Annotated in this window: 13 protein-coding genes and 1 pseudogene; 12 read left to right on the plus strand and 2 right to left on the minus strand. The window is 54.3% G+C overall.

What is annotated here, in order from left to right:
- Positions 1–67: 67 nt before the first annotated feature.
- Positions 68–871, minus strand: a complete 804-nt coding sequence (gene hisJ / locus BJQ97_RS03730; protein ID WP_160155556.1) for a histidinol-phosphatase HisJ — start codon at positions 869–871, stop codon at positions 68–70.
- 190 nt (positions 872–1,061) lie between these two features.
- On the opposite strand from hisJ, the gene ezrA reads away from it, so the two are divergent.
- From ezrA to mbcS, 7 genes and pseudogenes are all read left to right on the plus strand, one after another.
- A complete protein-coding gene (gene ezrA / locus BJQ97_RS03735; protein WP_160155557.1) occupies positions 1,062–2,765 on the plus strand; it encodes a septation ring formation regulator EzrA in 1,704 nt (567 codons plus the stop codon).
- A 260-nt stretch (positions 2,766–3,025) separates the two neighbouring features.
- A complete protein-coding gene (istA, locus tag BJQ97_RS03740; RefSeq protein WP_160155558.1) occupies positions 3,026–4,531 on the plus strand; it encodes an IS21 family transposase in 1,506 nt (501 codons plus the stop codon).
- The gene (istB, locus tag BJQ97_RS03745; RefSeq protein ID WP_021322668.1) at positions 4,528–5,280 is read left to right on the plus strand and encodes an IS21-like element helper ATPase IstB; all 753 of its coding nucleotides are present in this window, start codon (positions 4,528–4,530) and stop codon (positions 5,278–5,280) included. Before istA ends, istB begins: the two co-directional genes overlap by 4 nt.
- Before the next feature lie 152 nt (positions 5,281–5,432).
- Positions 5,433–6,578 carry a cysteine desulfurase family protein gene (locus BJQ97_RS03750; protein ID WP_160155559.1) on the plus strand — a complete coding sequence of 382 codons (1,146 nt, stop codon included), beginning with the start codon at positions 5,433–5,435 and terminating at the stop codon, positions 6,576–6,578.
- Positions 6,579–6,582: 4 nt separating this feature from the next.
- The gene (gene thiI, locus BJQ97_RS03755; RefSeq protein WP_160157531.1) at positions 6,583–7,788 is read left to right on the plus strand and encodes a tRNA uracil 4-sulfurtransferase ThiI; all 1,206 of its coding nucleotides are present in this window, start codon (positions 6,583–6,585) and stop codon (positions 7,786–7,788) included.
- An 81-nt stretch (positions 7,789–7,869) separates the two neighbouring features.
- Positions 7,870–8,073, plus strand: a complete 204-nt coding sequence (locus tag BJQ97_RS03760) for an alpha/beta-type small acid-soluble spore protein (RefSeq protein ID WP_044730559.1) — start codon at positions 7,870–7,872, stop codon at positions 8,071–8,073.
- A gap of 139 nt (positions 8,074–8,212) precedes the next feature.
- A pseudogene (gene mbcS / locus BJQ97_RS03765) lies at positions 8,213–9,804 on the plus strand (acyl-CoA synthetase MbcS).
- A gap of 151 nt (positions 9,805–9,955) precedes the next feature.
- Here the strand turns inward: mbcS and BJQ97_RS03770 are convergent.
- Positions 9,956–10,759 carry an NAD kinase gene (locus BJQ97_RS03770; RefSeq protein ID WP_160155560.1) on the minus strand — a complete coding sequence of 268 codons (804 nt, stop codon included), beginning with the start codon at positions 10,757–10,759 and terminating at the stop codon, positions 9,956–9,958.
- Positions 10,760–10,869: 110 nt separating this feature from the next.
- Here BJQ97_RS03770 and sppA point away from each other — a divergent pair, with 110 nt between their 5' ends.
- The 5 genes from sppA to tpx all read left to right on the plus strand — a co-directional run bounded on the left by sppA (position 10,870) and on the right by tpx (position 14,256).
- Positions 10,870–11,877, plus strand: coding sequence for a signal peptide peptidase SppA (gene sppA, locus BJQ97_RS03775; protein WP_160155561.1), 1,008 nt, complete (start codon positions 10,870–10,872; stop codon positions 11,875–11,877).
- 12 nt (positions 11,878–11,889) lie between these two features.
- A complete protein-coding gene (locus tag BJQ97_RS03780; RefSeq protein WP_160155562.1) occupies positions 11,890–12,360 on the plus strand; it encodes an RDD family protein in 471 nt (156 codons plus the stop codon).
- Between the two features lie 109 nt (positions 12,361–12,469).
- Positions 12,470–13,159, plus strand: a complete 690-nt coding sequence (locus BJQ97_RS03785) for a DUF2953 domain-containing protein (protein WP_160155563.1) — start codon at positions 12,470–12,472, stop codon at positions 13,157–13,159.
- Between the two features lie 11 nt (positions 13,160–13,170).
- Positions 13,171–13,632: a GerW family sporulation protein gene (gene ytfJ, locus BJQ97_RS03790; protein WP_044730565.1), complete on the plus strand. Its 462-nt coding sequence runs from the start codon at positions 13,171–13,173 to the stop codon at positions 13,630–13,632.
- 123 nt (positions 13,633–13,755) lie between these two features.
- Complete coding sequence (gene tpx, locus BJQ97_RS03795; RefSeq protein WP_044730566.1) at positions 13,756–14,256, plus strand: thiol peroxidase; 501 nt, start codon at positions 13,756–13,758, stop codon at positions 14,254–14,256.
- The last annotated feature ends 21 nt before the right edge of the window (positions 14,257–14,277 follow it).

Raw genomic sequence — 14,277 nt, forward strand, 5'->3', positions numbered from 1 at the left:
CAATAAACGCCGATCTCATCCCTAGACAGGAAACAAATGGAGGCGATCGATTGGCATCCTGCGGCTGTCAATCCGAAAGCGCTTCAAGGTTCATCCTGTCCCGACCTTGGTGCAAGTCGGCGGCGCGATGAGCGTCGGATCCGTAGACGATCGGGATGCCCCGCCGCCGCGCCTCGGCGATCACGCCGCCCGGCGGATACGGCTCCAAGCAGAGCGGTTTGGCGGCGCCGGCGCCGTTGTAGTCCAATTCATAGCCGAACTGCTTGATGTCATCGAGAATACCGACAATCCACTCATCCATTGGTTCCGAGCATGGGAAGCGGCGCTGGAATTTGCGCACAAGCGTCATATGGCCGATGCGTTTCGGTTTGCAGCGGCCAAGCTCCGTGCGGATCGATTGCTGCACCGTTTCGTAGTAGGCGCGGTGGACGCGTTCGACCGATCCGAACAAGCGGACGATGTCGGCGAACATATCTTCGCTGTAATCAAGGCATACATATTGCCCTTCGTGGGCCAAAAAGTGAACTGATAAAATGCTGTCGTCAAGCAGCGGGCCGACTTCGTCGAGCAGGCGGGTTGTTTCTTCCTCAAAGCCAGGAATAAAATCGACTTCGAGCCCGACACGGATGGCAATGTCGTTTCGGTAGCGGGCTTTCACCTCAGCGACGGCATGCAAATAGCGTTCAAGATCGCTTGGGCTCATTGCGCAGTCTTGGTTTGGCGTCGGATCGACAAACCGTTCAGGAAGCGGGGCATGCTCCGTGAAGGAAATGTCGGTATAGCCCAGTTCGATCGCGCGCTCTACATAGGCCTCAAGTGGATCTTGGCTTCCGTGCGGACAAAACGGCGTATGAATATGCCCGTCGCGCATGATCAATTTTCCTCCTTTCTCCCTTATGTATCATAGCAAAAATCCTGTAAAAAAAAATAAAAATTTTGGTCAAAAAATGTCGTTAAACATGGTATCATAAAAACATTGAAAACCATATCTTTTTGGCCTTTCTTCCGCTTGATTTTTTATTTGCTGTTTCAGTAGCTTGAGTTTAAGGAGGCGTCAGCGGATGGGGATGGCATGGGTCGTTCTGCTCCTCGGAGTGGGGGCAATCATATACAATCAGATGTATCGAAAGCGGATGTATCGGGAAATCGATCGGCTCGAGGAATGGAAAATCAACTTGATGAACCGGCCGGTGCCGGATGAGTTGGCGAAAGTGAAACAGCTGAATATGACAGGGGAGACGGAGCAGCTGTTTGAACGATGGCGCCAGCAATGGGACGACATTGTGGCAGTGAAGCTGCCGAATGTGGAAGAACAGCTGTTTGACGCGGAGCAGCTCCTCGACAAATACCGCTACCGGCAGGCGCGCCGGCTGCTTGGGCAAATCGCCGACGGATTGCGTTGTCTTGAGGAAGAAGTGCATGAAATCATTCATGAAGTGAATGAGTTGATCGGCAGCGAGGAACAAAGCCGGGCGGAGATCGAGGAGCTGCGTGCGGTTCACCGAGAAGCGAAAAAGGCGCTGCTTGCTTACCGTTATACGTTCGGTTCGGCTGCCGACTTGCTTGATGTCCGTTTAACGGAAGCGGAAAAGCAGTTTCAGCGGTTTGCTGAATTGACGGAAGCCGGCAATTATTTGGCGGCGCGCGATGTCGTTCTGACGCTGAAGGAAGAGCTCGGCCGGCTCACAGCTATGATGGAAGAAATTCCGAAACTGCTTGGCGAATGCCAAACATCGCTCCCCGCCCAGCTCGCCGAGCTGGCCGATGGCTATCGGGAGATGGAAGAGCGCGGATACATCCTTGACCATTTGCACATAGAGCGAACGCTTCAGGAAAAACGGGAAAAAATCGAGCAATGTCTGGCCATGATCCATGAGCTGCGCATCGAAGAAGCGAAGCAAACCGCCGCTGAGCTGAAAGAAGAGATCGACGCGCTCTACGATTTGCTCGAAAACGAAGTGCTCGCGCATCAATATGTGCAAACAGAAATGCCGCGCATCGGCGGCATGCTTCAAGAACTCGCCGCTGAAGCGAAGGAGACCGAGGCGGAGGCGTTGTTCGTCCAGCAAAGCTACCATTTGCCGCCAAGCGACCTTGAAAAATATCGAAGCATCGAAAAGCAGCTGCACCAGCTGCAAAAGCGGTTTTTTCTCATTCAAGACCGCGTTGCCGAGGCGAAAACAGCGTATTCGGTCCTGAAAGAGGAGCTTGAGCAGCTTGTGTCCCAAATTGACCTCATGAAGGAAGAGCATGAACAGTTTCGAACGATGCTGCAGACGCTGCGCAAAGACGAATTGATCGCCCGCGAAAAGCTTGACTCGATGCGAAAAACATTGGCCGAGGTGCTCCGCCTTGTGCAAAAGAGCCGGCTGCCGGGGCTGCCTGAACCGTATTCGCTCGAACTGGCGGAAGCGAGACGCAGCTTGCAGGCCGTTGCCGCGCGCCTTGAAGAAAAGCCGCTTGACATGCCGGCCGTCGACGAAGCGTTGGAGGAGGCGAAAGCGGCGGTGGAACGGCTTCATGAACGCACGGTGGGGATGATTGAACAGGCGATGCTGGCGGAGCGGACGATTCAATACGGCAACCGCTACCGCCGCCGCTATCCGTCCGTGCGCAAACGTCTTGAAGAAGCGGAATCGTTGTTCCGGCATTACGATTATGAAGAGGCGCTCCGCGAGGCGGTGGCGGCGGTCGAGGAGGTCGAACCGGGCGCGTTTGACCGCGTGCAGCAGCTATGGAAAGAGAACAATGACCGGGAGCGGTGAGGAATCAACCCGATAAATGTCGGTTCAGCCGATATTTGTCGGGTTTTTGGTGAATAATGTAGGTGGCAGTGTTGGCTGGATGAATAAGGGATCAAGCAAGCGATCGTGTGTCTTCGTTTGTTTAGTGCAAAATAAAAATACAGAGTTCTGCAACGAAACGTGCAGAGCCTAAGGCAAAGAAAAAAGGCTTGCCAGCCCCTAACATTTCCTCTACTGTGGAAGTTGTGAACACATAAACCAAACAGTGGAGGAGCGAAAGGATGCTGGCAATGCCCGAAATGAATCGTATCAGAAAACTGCGTGAAAAGAAAGGGTTATCGATTGCGGAAATTTCCCGCGAAACGGGATATAACTGGAGAACGGTCAAGAAATACGCGGATGGCGGCATTTCTGTCCAACCAACCATCAAACGCAAAAAGGGGATGATGGAGGAAGAAGGATACGGGCAAATCATTGATGACTGGTTGGAGGAGGATGCCAAGCTGCCGAGAAAACAACGGCGAACGAACAAGACGATGTTTGAAGCGCTTTGTCGTGACCATGGATTTCAAGGCTCGTATCGCACCGTTTGCGCGTACGTGCAAAAACGAAGACCGCAGCTCAAACTCGAGAAAGAACAGCGCTATGAACGACTTGAGCACCCGCCAGGCGAGGCGCAGGTGGATTTCGGGAAGATGACGGTGGTGACGAAGGAGGGGAAGGAAGAAGAACGATCGGTTTTGATCGTAAGCTTCCCGTATAGCAACGCTGCGTTTGCTTATCCGCTGCCGGCGGAAAACAGTGAATGCTTCCTCCATGGGTTGACGCAGCTGTTTCGTCAGGCTGGGGGAGTGCCAAAGGCATTGCGCATTGACAATTTGTCCGCGGCCATCGTGTCGATTCGAAAAGGGGGAGAACGCCAATTCACCGAGGCTTTTGAGAAATTTCAACTCTACTATCGGTTTGATGTACAAGTGTGCAATCCATACAGCGGACATGAGAAAGGAAATGCGGAGCGAAAAGTCTATTACACTCGCAACCTTTGTTTCGTCCCGGCTCCGTTGATCGAGTCGGATCCGGAGCTGGTGGAGTGGCTGCATCGCAAGATGGTCGAGGACCGAAACCGCCCTCATTATGAAAAGGGGCGGTTGATAGAGGAGCTATGGCAGGAAGAGCGGCCGGAGCTGTTGGCGTTGCCGGAACAAGATCTTCCGATCTTCTCCCTCGATCACGCTTACGTGAATAAGTACGGAGAAGTGATGGTGGATGGGAAGGCGTTCGTCGTCCATGGCCTGTCCGTCCCCAACCGGGTATTGGTGAAAAAAGAGTGGGATCGTTTCTTTGTGCTCTCTCCTGACGGAGGCATACATCTTGAGATGCCAAGGCCGTATACGAACGTGAAACGCGAGATCCCTTGGAAAGAGATTTTCGCTGAGTGGGAGACCAAACCCCGGGTTGTCGGGCATTCCCGATACCGGGCGTACTTGCCGGAAGCGATCCGAACGTATCTGGCTGGCACCCCGCCCCAGGTGGCGGCCCGTTTGAAAGGGCTGCGAGCGCTGTTGGATCGTTGCACGCTTTATGAAATCCCCCAGTGGCTCGAGGAGAGTCAGCGATGGGACTTGGCTCCTCATGAAATCGGGGTGTTGATGGAAGCCGAGCAATCCCATTACCCGGCCAAGTGGAAAGAATCGTACACCCCTTCCGTCCTGATCGACTATGAAACGGACTTAACGGTGTATGATCAACGTCTTCATCCTGTTCGGGAAGGGGGTGTCCAGGGATGAGAGCAGAGGTGAAAGAGATTTGTAAAGCACTGCATTTGGCCTATATCGCGGATCGATTCGAGGAGGTGATGTTCGAAACGAAAGAACAGTTTTTGCGGGATGTATTGGCGCTGGAGCTGTCGTGCCGCCAGCAGGCGAAACAGGCCCGGCTGATCAAGAAAGCCAAGTTTCGGGAGTTGAAATGGCTGAAGGATTACGAATGGTCGGATCACATCCACTGGCCGACCACGACATCGAAGAAGGAATTGTGTGACCTTCGCTTTTTGGAGCGAAAGCAAAACGTTCTGCTTTTAGGCTCGCCCGGGACAGGAAAAACCCATCTCGCCACAGCGCTCGGCATCCAGGCGTGCCAACAAGGCCATGAGGTTCGGTTTTTCCGCGTCGCGGATCTCGTCGCCCAGCTGGAAGAGGCATTGAAAAATGGCACGCTCGGGCGGCTGAAACGAAGCATCGATGCGTGCGAACTGTTGATATTGGATGAACTCGGCTATGTGCCGTTTCAAAAGCAAGGATCGGAGCTGTTGTTTCATATTATCGCCGACTGTTATGAGCGAAAAAGCGTCATCGTGACGTCGAATCTGGAATTTGGACAGTGGAATCGGGTGTTTGGGGACAACCGCTTGACAGCTGCGCTGGTGGATCGCTTGGTTCACCATGCCCACATCCTGGCCTTTACGGGAGAGAGCTATCGACTGCGGAACGCTCTCTCCGCGATCCAGCCGTCCTCTTCCCCCGGTCTGGAACCTTAAGTCTTGAGCTGGCAAGCCTATGTATTTTTTCTTGCACTTCTCTGCATTTTTTGCTTGCAAAAAACAGTCTTCGTTGCCGATTGGCGTCTGTTTTGGGTAAGATGGACGATGGACAGCGATATTTTGCCGACAATGAGCGGAGGATGGAAGCGATGATTTATCTTGACAACAGTGCGACGACGAAACCATTTCCCGAGGTGGTCGATTCGTTCGTCACCGTCGCCACGAACTATTTTGCCAATCCGTCGTCGCTCCATGGGCTGGGCATGAAATCGGAGCGGCTTTTGGCGCAGGCGCGTGAACAAATCGCCGCCATGCTGCGCGTGAAGCCGAACGAAATCGTTTTTACCTCCGGGGGAACGGAGGCGAACAATTTCGCCATCAAAGGGGTCGCCTGGCAATACCGGCAGCGCGGCCGGCACATCATTACGACGAAAATCGAGCATCCGTCTGTCGTGGAACCGTGCCGCCAGCTTGAGGAGCTTGGTTTTGAGGTGACGTACTTGCCGGTGGACCACGAAGGAAGGGTATCGGTTGAGCAAGTCGAACGGGCGCTGCGCGACGATACGATTCTCGTGTCGGTCATGCACGTCAATAACGAAGTTGGCACGGTGCAGCCGATCGAAGAAATCGGCGCCCTCTTGGCCCGCTATCCGAAAACATTGTTTCATGTCGACCGGGTGCAAGGGATCAGCAAAGTGCCGCTCGACTTGAAGCAAGCAGGCGTTGATTTATGCACGATATCGGCGCATAAATTTCACGGGCTGCGCGGCGCCGGGGCGCTTTACGTGCGTGAAGGAGTCCGCTTGGCTCCCTTGATTGCCGGCGGCGGGCAGGAGCGGCAGCTTCGGTCCGGAACGGAGAACGTGGCCGCCATCGTCGCGATGGCAAAGGCGCTTCGCTTAGCCATGGAGCGGTATGATCGGGACATCGGCCGGCTTCAAGCATTGAAAGACGAGTGGCTTGAAGCGCTTGCGGCGATTCCGGACATCGAGATCAACACGCCGCGCGATGGCGCCGCTCCTCATATCATCAACTTTTCGTTAAAGCGCGGCGTGAAGCCGGAAGTGTTTGTTCACGAGCTGGAGAAAAGCGGAATTTATGTCTCTACGACGTCGGCCTGTTCGTCGAAAAAGAAGGCCCCGAGCAAAACGCTTTTGGCCATGGGGCTTGGCGAAGACCGCGCTGAGCGCGGCATTCGCATCAGTTTGTCATTTGACAACAGCCGGGAAGAAATCGCGCCCACAGTGACAGCGATCAAGCAGGCGATCAAAACATTAAGCGAGGTAACGGAATAAGATGATGAACTATGACCGCATTTTGATCCGCTACGGAGAAATGACGACGAAAGGAAAAAATCGGAACATCTTCGTCCGGCGTCTTAAAAACAACATTGTCCGCAAACTGCAGGCGTTCGAGCGGATTGAGATTGAATATATGCGCGACCGAATGTACATTTTATTAAACGGTGAGCCGCACGAACCGATCATCGAAAAGCTGAAAACCGTCTTTGGCATTCATTCGTTCAGCTTGGCGATGAAGTGCGAAAACGATCTTGACGCCATTAAGGAGACGGCGCTCGCCGCCGTCCGTCAGCTCCCATACAAAGGAAAAACGTTTAAAGTGAGCGCCCGCCGCGTCGACAAACAGTTTCCGTATCGAAGCGACGAGCTGAACTACGAGGTGGGGGCGCACATTTTGCGGCAGACGGACGGGCTTACGGTCAACGTGCGCGAGCCGGATATTGACGTGCGCATTGAAGTGCGCCAAGACGGGACATATGTCACGTGCCGCGACATTTTCGGCGCCGGCGGCCTGCCGGTCGGAACGAGCGGCAAGGCGATGCTCATGCTCTCAGGCGGCATTGACAGCCCGGTTGCTGGTTATTTGTCGATGAAGCGCGGTTTGGAAATCGAGGCCGTCCACTTTTTCAGCCCCCCGTTTACAAGCGAACGGGCAAAGCAAAAAGTGATTGACCTTGTGCGCAAACTGACGACATACGGCGGGAGAATCAAGCTTCACATCGTGCCGTTTACGGAAGTGCAGCAAGCTATTTACCAAAGAGTTCCAAATGAGTACTCGTTGATTTCGACTCGGCGGGCGATGCTGAAGATCACCGACGCGTTGCGCCGCCGCCAGCGGGCGTTGGCGATTGTCACAGGTGAAAGCCTCGGCCAAGTCGCGAGCCAGACGCTTGAGAGCATGTACGTCATCAATGAGGTGACAAATACCCCAATTTTGCGCCCGCTTGTTTCGATGGATAAACTTGAAATTATCGAGCTGGCGAAGCAAATCGGCACGCATGATATTTCCATTCTTCCTTATGAAGACTGTTGCACCATTTTTACGCCAAGAGCGCCGAAAACGAAACCGAAAAAAGAAAAAGTGCTCCATTATGAGAGCCAGCTCGACCTCGCTCCGCTTCTGGAAAAGGCAGTCAATGATACAGAAACGCTCGTTATTGATGAAGAAACAGGACAGGACGATGAGTTTGCCGAGCTGTTTTGAATCTCAAAATTTACCAAAAACCATCGCTGCATATCGCCATCTGTTTTCACACATTCTATAGGTACAAGGAGGTGAAAACAGATGGCACGCAACAATACGAATCAACTGCTCGTTCCGGGTGCGCAGCAAGCGCTGGAGCAAATGAAATATGAGATCGCCCAAGAATTTGGCGTGAGCTTAGGCGCTGACACGACTTCACGCGCCAACGGTTCGGTCGGGGGCGAGATCACGAAACGTCTTGTCGCCATGGCGCAGCAACAATTGGGCGGCGCACGCCAATTCTAATTTCATACCGAATGGCTTGCGCGGCGGGGGCATCCCCCGCCGCTTTCAATATGGGAAAAATGGTATTCAAAATAGAGTGACTATTTTGTATAATAGAGATGCCGACCGCGGCAAAACAAGACAAAGGGGGAGAGGAACGATGAGACGGGAAGATTTGATTGCTCCCGAGCGCTACAATTTGACATCGGAAATAGAGCGGCATGCGGCCGCTGACCCGGATCGGATCGCGTTGAAATGGGAGAGCGAGCAAGGCGAAACGAAAGAGATTACATACGGCCGTTTGATGGCGCGTGCCAATCGAATTGGAAACGCTTTCTTGTCGCGCGGGCTCGAAAAAGGCGATAAAGTGCTCGTCATGATGCCGCGCCTCATTGAAACATACGAAGTGTATATAGGGGCGCTCAAAGCCGGGCTTGTCATCATCCCGAGCTCGGAGATGCTGCGGACGAAAGATTTGCAATACCGGCTCGTCCATAGCGAAGCGAAAGCGGTCGTTGCGTATGCGCCGTATACGGACGAATTTGCGCCGATTGACGGCATCGACCGTTTGACGAAGTTCGTCATCGGGGGCCCCGGGGCGGATGGATTCCGCTTGAAGACGCCATGGCGAACGAAAGCGAAACGCTTGAGGCGGCCGACACGTCGCGCGATGATATGGCGTTTTTGTCGTACACATCCGGCACGACCGGCAATCCAAAAGGCGTCGTTCATTGCCATGGCTGGGCGTACGCCCATTTGCGCACGGCGGCGAAAAACTGGCTGTGCATTGAAGAAGCCGACCTCGTTTGGGCGACGGCCGGACCGGGATGGCAAAAATGGATTTGGAGCCCGTTTTTATCGGTGCTCGGTTCGGGGGCGACCGGGTTCGTCTACTACGGCCGCTTTGAGCCGGAAACATATTTGCATCTATTGGAAAAATACAACATCAATGTGCTTTGCTGCACGCCGACCGAGTATCGTTTGATGGCGAAAGTGCCGGACATCGGCCGCTATAACCTATCCCATTTGCACAGCGCCGTGTCCGCCGGCGAGCCGCTCAACCGCGAAGTGATCGACACGTTCGCCAAGCATTTCGGCGTCGAAGTGCGCGACGGCTACGGCCAGACAGAAAACACGCTGCTTGTCGGCGTCATGAAAGGAATGCCCATCAAGCCAGGTTCGATGGGGAAACCGACGCCAGGCAACCGCGTTGAAATTATCGATGAAAACGGCGAGCCGTGCCCGCCCGGACAAGTCGGCGACATCGCCGTCCATATCGAAACGCCAGCGCTGTTTAAGTATTATTACAAAGATCCGGAGCGGACAGCGATGCAGTTCCGCGGCGACTACTACATTACGGGAGACAAAGCGCGCAAAGACGAGGACGGCTATTTCTGGTTTGAAGGCCGTGGGGATGACATCATCATCAGCGCCGGCTATACGATCGGCCCGTTTGAAGTCGAAGACGCGCTTGTCAAGCACCCAGCCGTCAAAGAGTGCGCCGTCGTCGCTAGTCCGGATGAAGTGCGCGGCCATGTCGTCAAAGCGTTCGTCGTGCTGCGCGATGGGGTCGACAAAGACGACCCGTCTCTCATTCCGGCCCTGCAAGAACATGTGAAACAGTTGACGGCGCCGTACAAATACCCGCGCAAAATCGAGTTTGTCGACGATTTGCCGAAAACGGCGTCCGGAAAAATCCGCCGCGTCGAGCTGCGCGAGCGGGAAGCCCGTCTTGCCGGCCGGTCGTCGTAAGCAGAAAGAGCCGGTTGGGCTGGCCCCTGCCGGAAGGGGAGCGATGTCCACGCGGCGACCAAACAAGAGGGTGTCTCGTTGCGAGACACCCTCTTGCCGCATGCGCGTCGAACGGATTCGCCATTTTCGATCCGGTGTTTCGCTGCATGCTTCACAAAAAGACGCGTTTCACTTTATCCCAGAACGAATTGTCTTTCAAGCGCACCGTTTTGACCACCCGGTCGCTCAAACGAATGTCAATCCGCTCAATATGCTGGATGCTGAGCGCTTCATTGTCGAGGCCGATAATCGGAAAATGGCTTGTTTCCTCCGACATTTTCAGCGTCAACGTCCGCGAACCGCTCAAAATGAACGGCGAACCGAGCGTCCGGTAGCGGTTGCTGTTGAGCGAGGCGAGCTCGCTCACCTGAAAGCACGGCAAGAGCGGATCGACGACCGCCCCGTGCACCGATTTATTGTAGCCGGTGCTGCCGGTCGGCGTCGACACGATGATCCCGTCGCCGCGGAACGTCTCGAAATGCAAGTCGTCGATGAAAACATCGATCGCCATCGTTTTAATGATTTGCGAGCGGATCGAACATTCGTTTAAGCAGAAAAACGAAGCCGCGCCGTCGATCGTCACTTCGATGATTGGGTAGCGCCGCACTTCGAGTTTCCAATTTTTCGCCGCTTCCACCATATGATTGATGTCGTCAATATGGAAATCGCAGTAAAACCCGCGCGCCGACAAGACGGACACGCCGACGTACAAACGGTCAGGAAGAAATCCCGTCTGCCGCACCGCCTGCAAAAACGCGCCGTCATCTCCGATGCTGACGATGATGTTCGCTTCCCGATAGTCGTCGACGACCACAAACGGACCGCGCTCTGCCAGCTCCATGAGCGGCTTCACCCGTTCGATGAGTTCGTCGTCGCGCTTATAAAAAAAATAAAGACGGTTGCGTTCCATATCCATTTTTTTCGTCCTCCCGATGGCATCATCTAATCAATCGATGTACAATGAATATTGTACCACGTTTGCCAGGATTCTAAAAATATGGGCAGCCGATGCAGGGGGGGAAGACGATGAATCGAAAACGATGGACCGCGTTGGCCATCGCCGCTGCTTTGTTCGTAATCTCGGTGCTTGTTCAAGCGGTCGGCGTTCTTTTGTCCGACAAGGCCGGCGGCTGGTCGGAAAGCTGGCTGGCGCTCATGGAGTCGCCATTTACCGAAGAAGTCATCGCCGAGGGCGATCCGTTGAAAAAAATCGCTGTGTTGGAAGTGAACGGGGTCATTCAAGATGCGGGGGAAGCGGAGTCGTTTCTTTCCTCATCACAGTACAACCACCAAACGTTTTTGCAAATGATCCAACAGGCGAAAGAGGATCGAGATGTCAAAGCCATCATCTTGCGCATCAATTCGCCGGGCGGCGGTGTCGCGGAAAGCGCGGAAATTTACGATCAGCTGATGAAGCTGAAAAAGAAGACGAACAAGCCGATTTACGTATCGATGGGAGCGATGGCGGCTTCGGGCGGCTACTATATCGCTGCGGCCGGCGATAAAATTTTCGCCAGCCCGGAGACGATCACCGGCTCGATCGGCGTCATCATGCAAAGCGTCAACTATGAAGGGCTGGCGAAGAAGTACGGCGTCGAGCTTGTCACGATCAAAAGCGGGCCGTACAAAGACATCATGAATCCGGCGCGCAAAATGACCGAGGCGGAACGGGAGATTTTGCAGCGGCTGATCAATGATTCGTATGATGCGTTTGTTGATGTGGTAGCCAAAGGGAGAAAGCTGCCGGAAGACACGGTGCGCAAGCTGGCGGACGGCCGCATTTATGACGGACGCCAAGCGAAGTCGCTCCGCCTTGTCGATGAGTTCGGCTACTTGGATGACGCCATCGCCGCACTCAAAAAAGAACACCATTTAACCGGCGCCCAAGTCGTGAAATACGTAAACGATGCGCCGTGGAGCTCGCTCTTTGAGATGGTGTCGAACCGGATGAAGCCGGACAGCGAGGCGGCTGGGCTCATCCGCCTGTTGTCGCGCCCATCCTCGCCGCGGCTTATGTATTTATACGCCGAATAAAGGAGTGGAAACATGACGGACATGCAAGCAACGGCGCCGCTGGCGGATCATCTCCCGCCGGCTGGGCGCCCCCTCTGCTACGGCGGTTTTTGGCTTCGTTTTTGGGCGTATTGCCTTGACATCATCGTTGTCTCGAGCCTCAACCGGCTCATCGTTTGGCCGCTTTTCCGCCTGTTCGATTGGCCGCTTGCGCGGGACGGTTTGTTCGCGCCAGCGGCGGTCGCGGCCGCTGTCGTCTTTTATGCTTATTTCGTGTTGATGACGAAATGGTTTGGGCAGACACTTGGCAAAATGGTGTTCGGCTTAAAAGTGGTCGATGAGCGCGGCGAGCCGCTCACCTGGCTCACTGTGCTGTTTCGCGAAGTCATCGGCAAATTCATCGCGAAAAAATTGCTGTTCATCGGTTTTTTGTTTGTTGCGTTTTCCGAAAAGAAAAAAGGGATGCATGACCAGTTCGCCGATACGATCGTCGTCCGCGAGTAACAATCCGCCCGCATTAAGAACAGACCGTCAACCAATGTCCGCCTGCCGAAACGGCAGGTTTATTTTTTTTCCAAATGGCGACAATGTATGATGAAAGGGAGGGCGGACATTGAAAGCAGTCATCGCGGTCATCGCAACGGTTGTTCTTTTGCTTCTTCTCGTCGCCTCGATGAAAGTATCGGTGACGGTCGTGTTTCACCATATGAAAGACGACGATGAATGCAAAATCGTGGTGCGCACGCTGTTTGGCCTCCTCCGCTACACCGTCCGCATTCCGCTCATCAAGCTGGACATGGATTCAGATGCGCCGGGGGTGGCGTTTCTCCAGAAAAAAGGCATGGGGGGGACGCGCGGAAAGGAGGAAAAGAAAGGGAAATTAACCGTAAAAAAAATCGCCGACCTGTTTCGAGAGCTGAAGCGGTTTCTCGAGCAAGTCGCCGACTTGCATGAAATTATGAAACAATTTTACCGTCACGTGACGATTATGCAATGGGAATGGAAGACGACGATTGGCACCGGCGACGCAGCATCGACCGGCTTGCTCGCAGGGCTTGGCTGGTCGTTGAAATACATGATCATCGGCGCGGCGAGCCGCTATATGAACATGAAAACAACTCCGGCTGTCGCCATCGTTCCGGCCTACGATCGGACCGCTTCGGAAACGATGTTTTTATGTATGATTCAGTTTCGAATCGGGCATGCTATGGTAGCAGGATTGCGAGTGGTCAAACATTGGCGCGGACGGCGGCTGCCAAAGCGAAACCCATTGGCGGCCAAGCAGGCAAATGAAGGCTACTAGGAGGAATGACGATGACGAACCATCCGATTCAAGGGCTGATGACAACAGCGATGGAAAACTTAAAACAAATGATCGACGTCAATACGATTATCGGCGACCCGGTGGAGACGCCTGACGGCAGCGTCATTTTGACCGTTTCGAAAGTCGGGTTCGGGTTTGCCGCGGGCGGCAGCGAGTTTATGCTGGACGGCCAACAAAACGGCCAAGGAGCGCAACCCGGCGGGAACGGGCAGGCTCAAGGCCATGGGCATCCGTTTGGCGGCGGCAGCGGCGGGGGCGTCTCGATTACGCCGATTGCGTTTCTCGTCGTCAACTCGTCCGGGGTGAAGCTGCTCCATTTGGACGAAAGCACGCACTTATACGAAAAAATTCTTGATGTCGCGCCGCAGGCGTTCGAGAAGATTCAGGCGATGCTGAAGAAAAATAAGAAAGACGGCGCGGCATCCGAAACAGCGAACGACTTTGATATTTAGCCGGACCGTTTGCGTCCGGCGTTTTTCTGTCAGCTGGCGCGAACGGACAAAATCGTTGAAAAATTTCCTTCCGCATTTTACTATGGAAATAGTACATATTTTTTCCGAAGGGGGAGAGAACCCATGGCCCATGTGACGTTTAAAGGGCAGCCGGTGACGCTTGTCGGCAACGAAGTGAAAGTCGGCGACAAAGCGCCGGATTTCACCGTGCTTGATCAAAACTTGCAGGAAGTGACGCTCGCGGATACGAAAGGGCGCGTCCGTCTGATCAGCGTCGTTCCGTCGCTTGACACCGGTGTGTGCGACGCGCAAACGCGCCGGTTCAACGAAGAAGCGGCGAAGCTCGACAACGTCAAGGTGCTGACGATCAGCGTCGACTTGCCGTTCGCGCAAAAGCGGTGGTGCGGCGCCGCCGGCATCGAGAACGTGCAAGTGTTGTCCGACCATCGCGATGTCTCGTTCGGACAGGCATACGGCGTCTTGATCAAAGAACTGCGCTTGCTTGCCCGCGCCGTGTTTGTCATCGACAGCAACGACACGGTGACGTATGTCGAATACGTGCCGGAAGTGACGAACCACCCGAACTACGAAGCGGCGATTGAAGCGGCGAAAGCGGCGAAATAACGATGAGCGGCGGACATCCGC

Origin of the sequence: Geobacillus sp. TFV-3 (assembly GCF_009901865.1) — a bacterium.
GTDB classification, from domain to species: Bacteria; Bacillota; Bacilli; order Bacillales; family Anoxybacillaceae; genus Geobacillus; species Geobacillus thermoleovorans_A.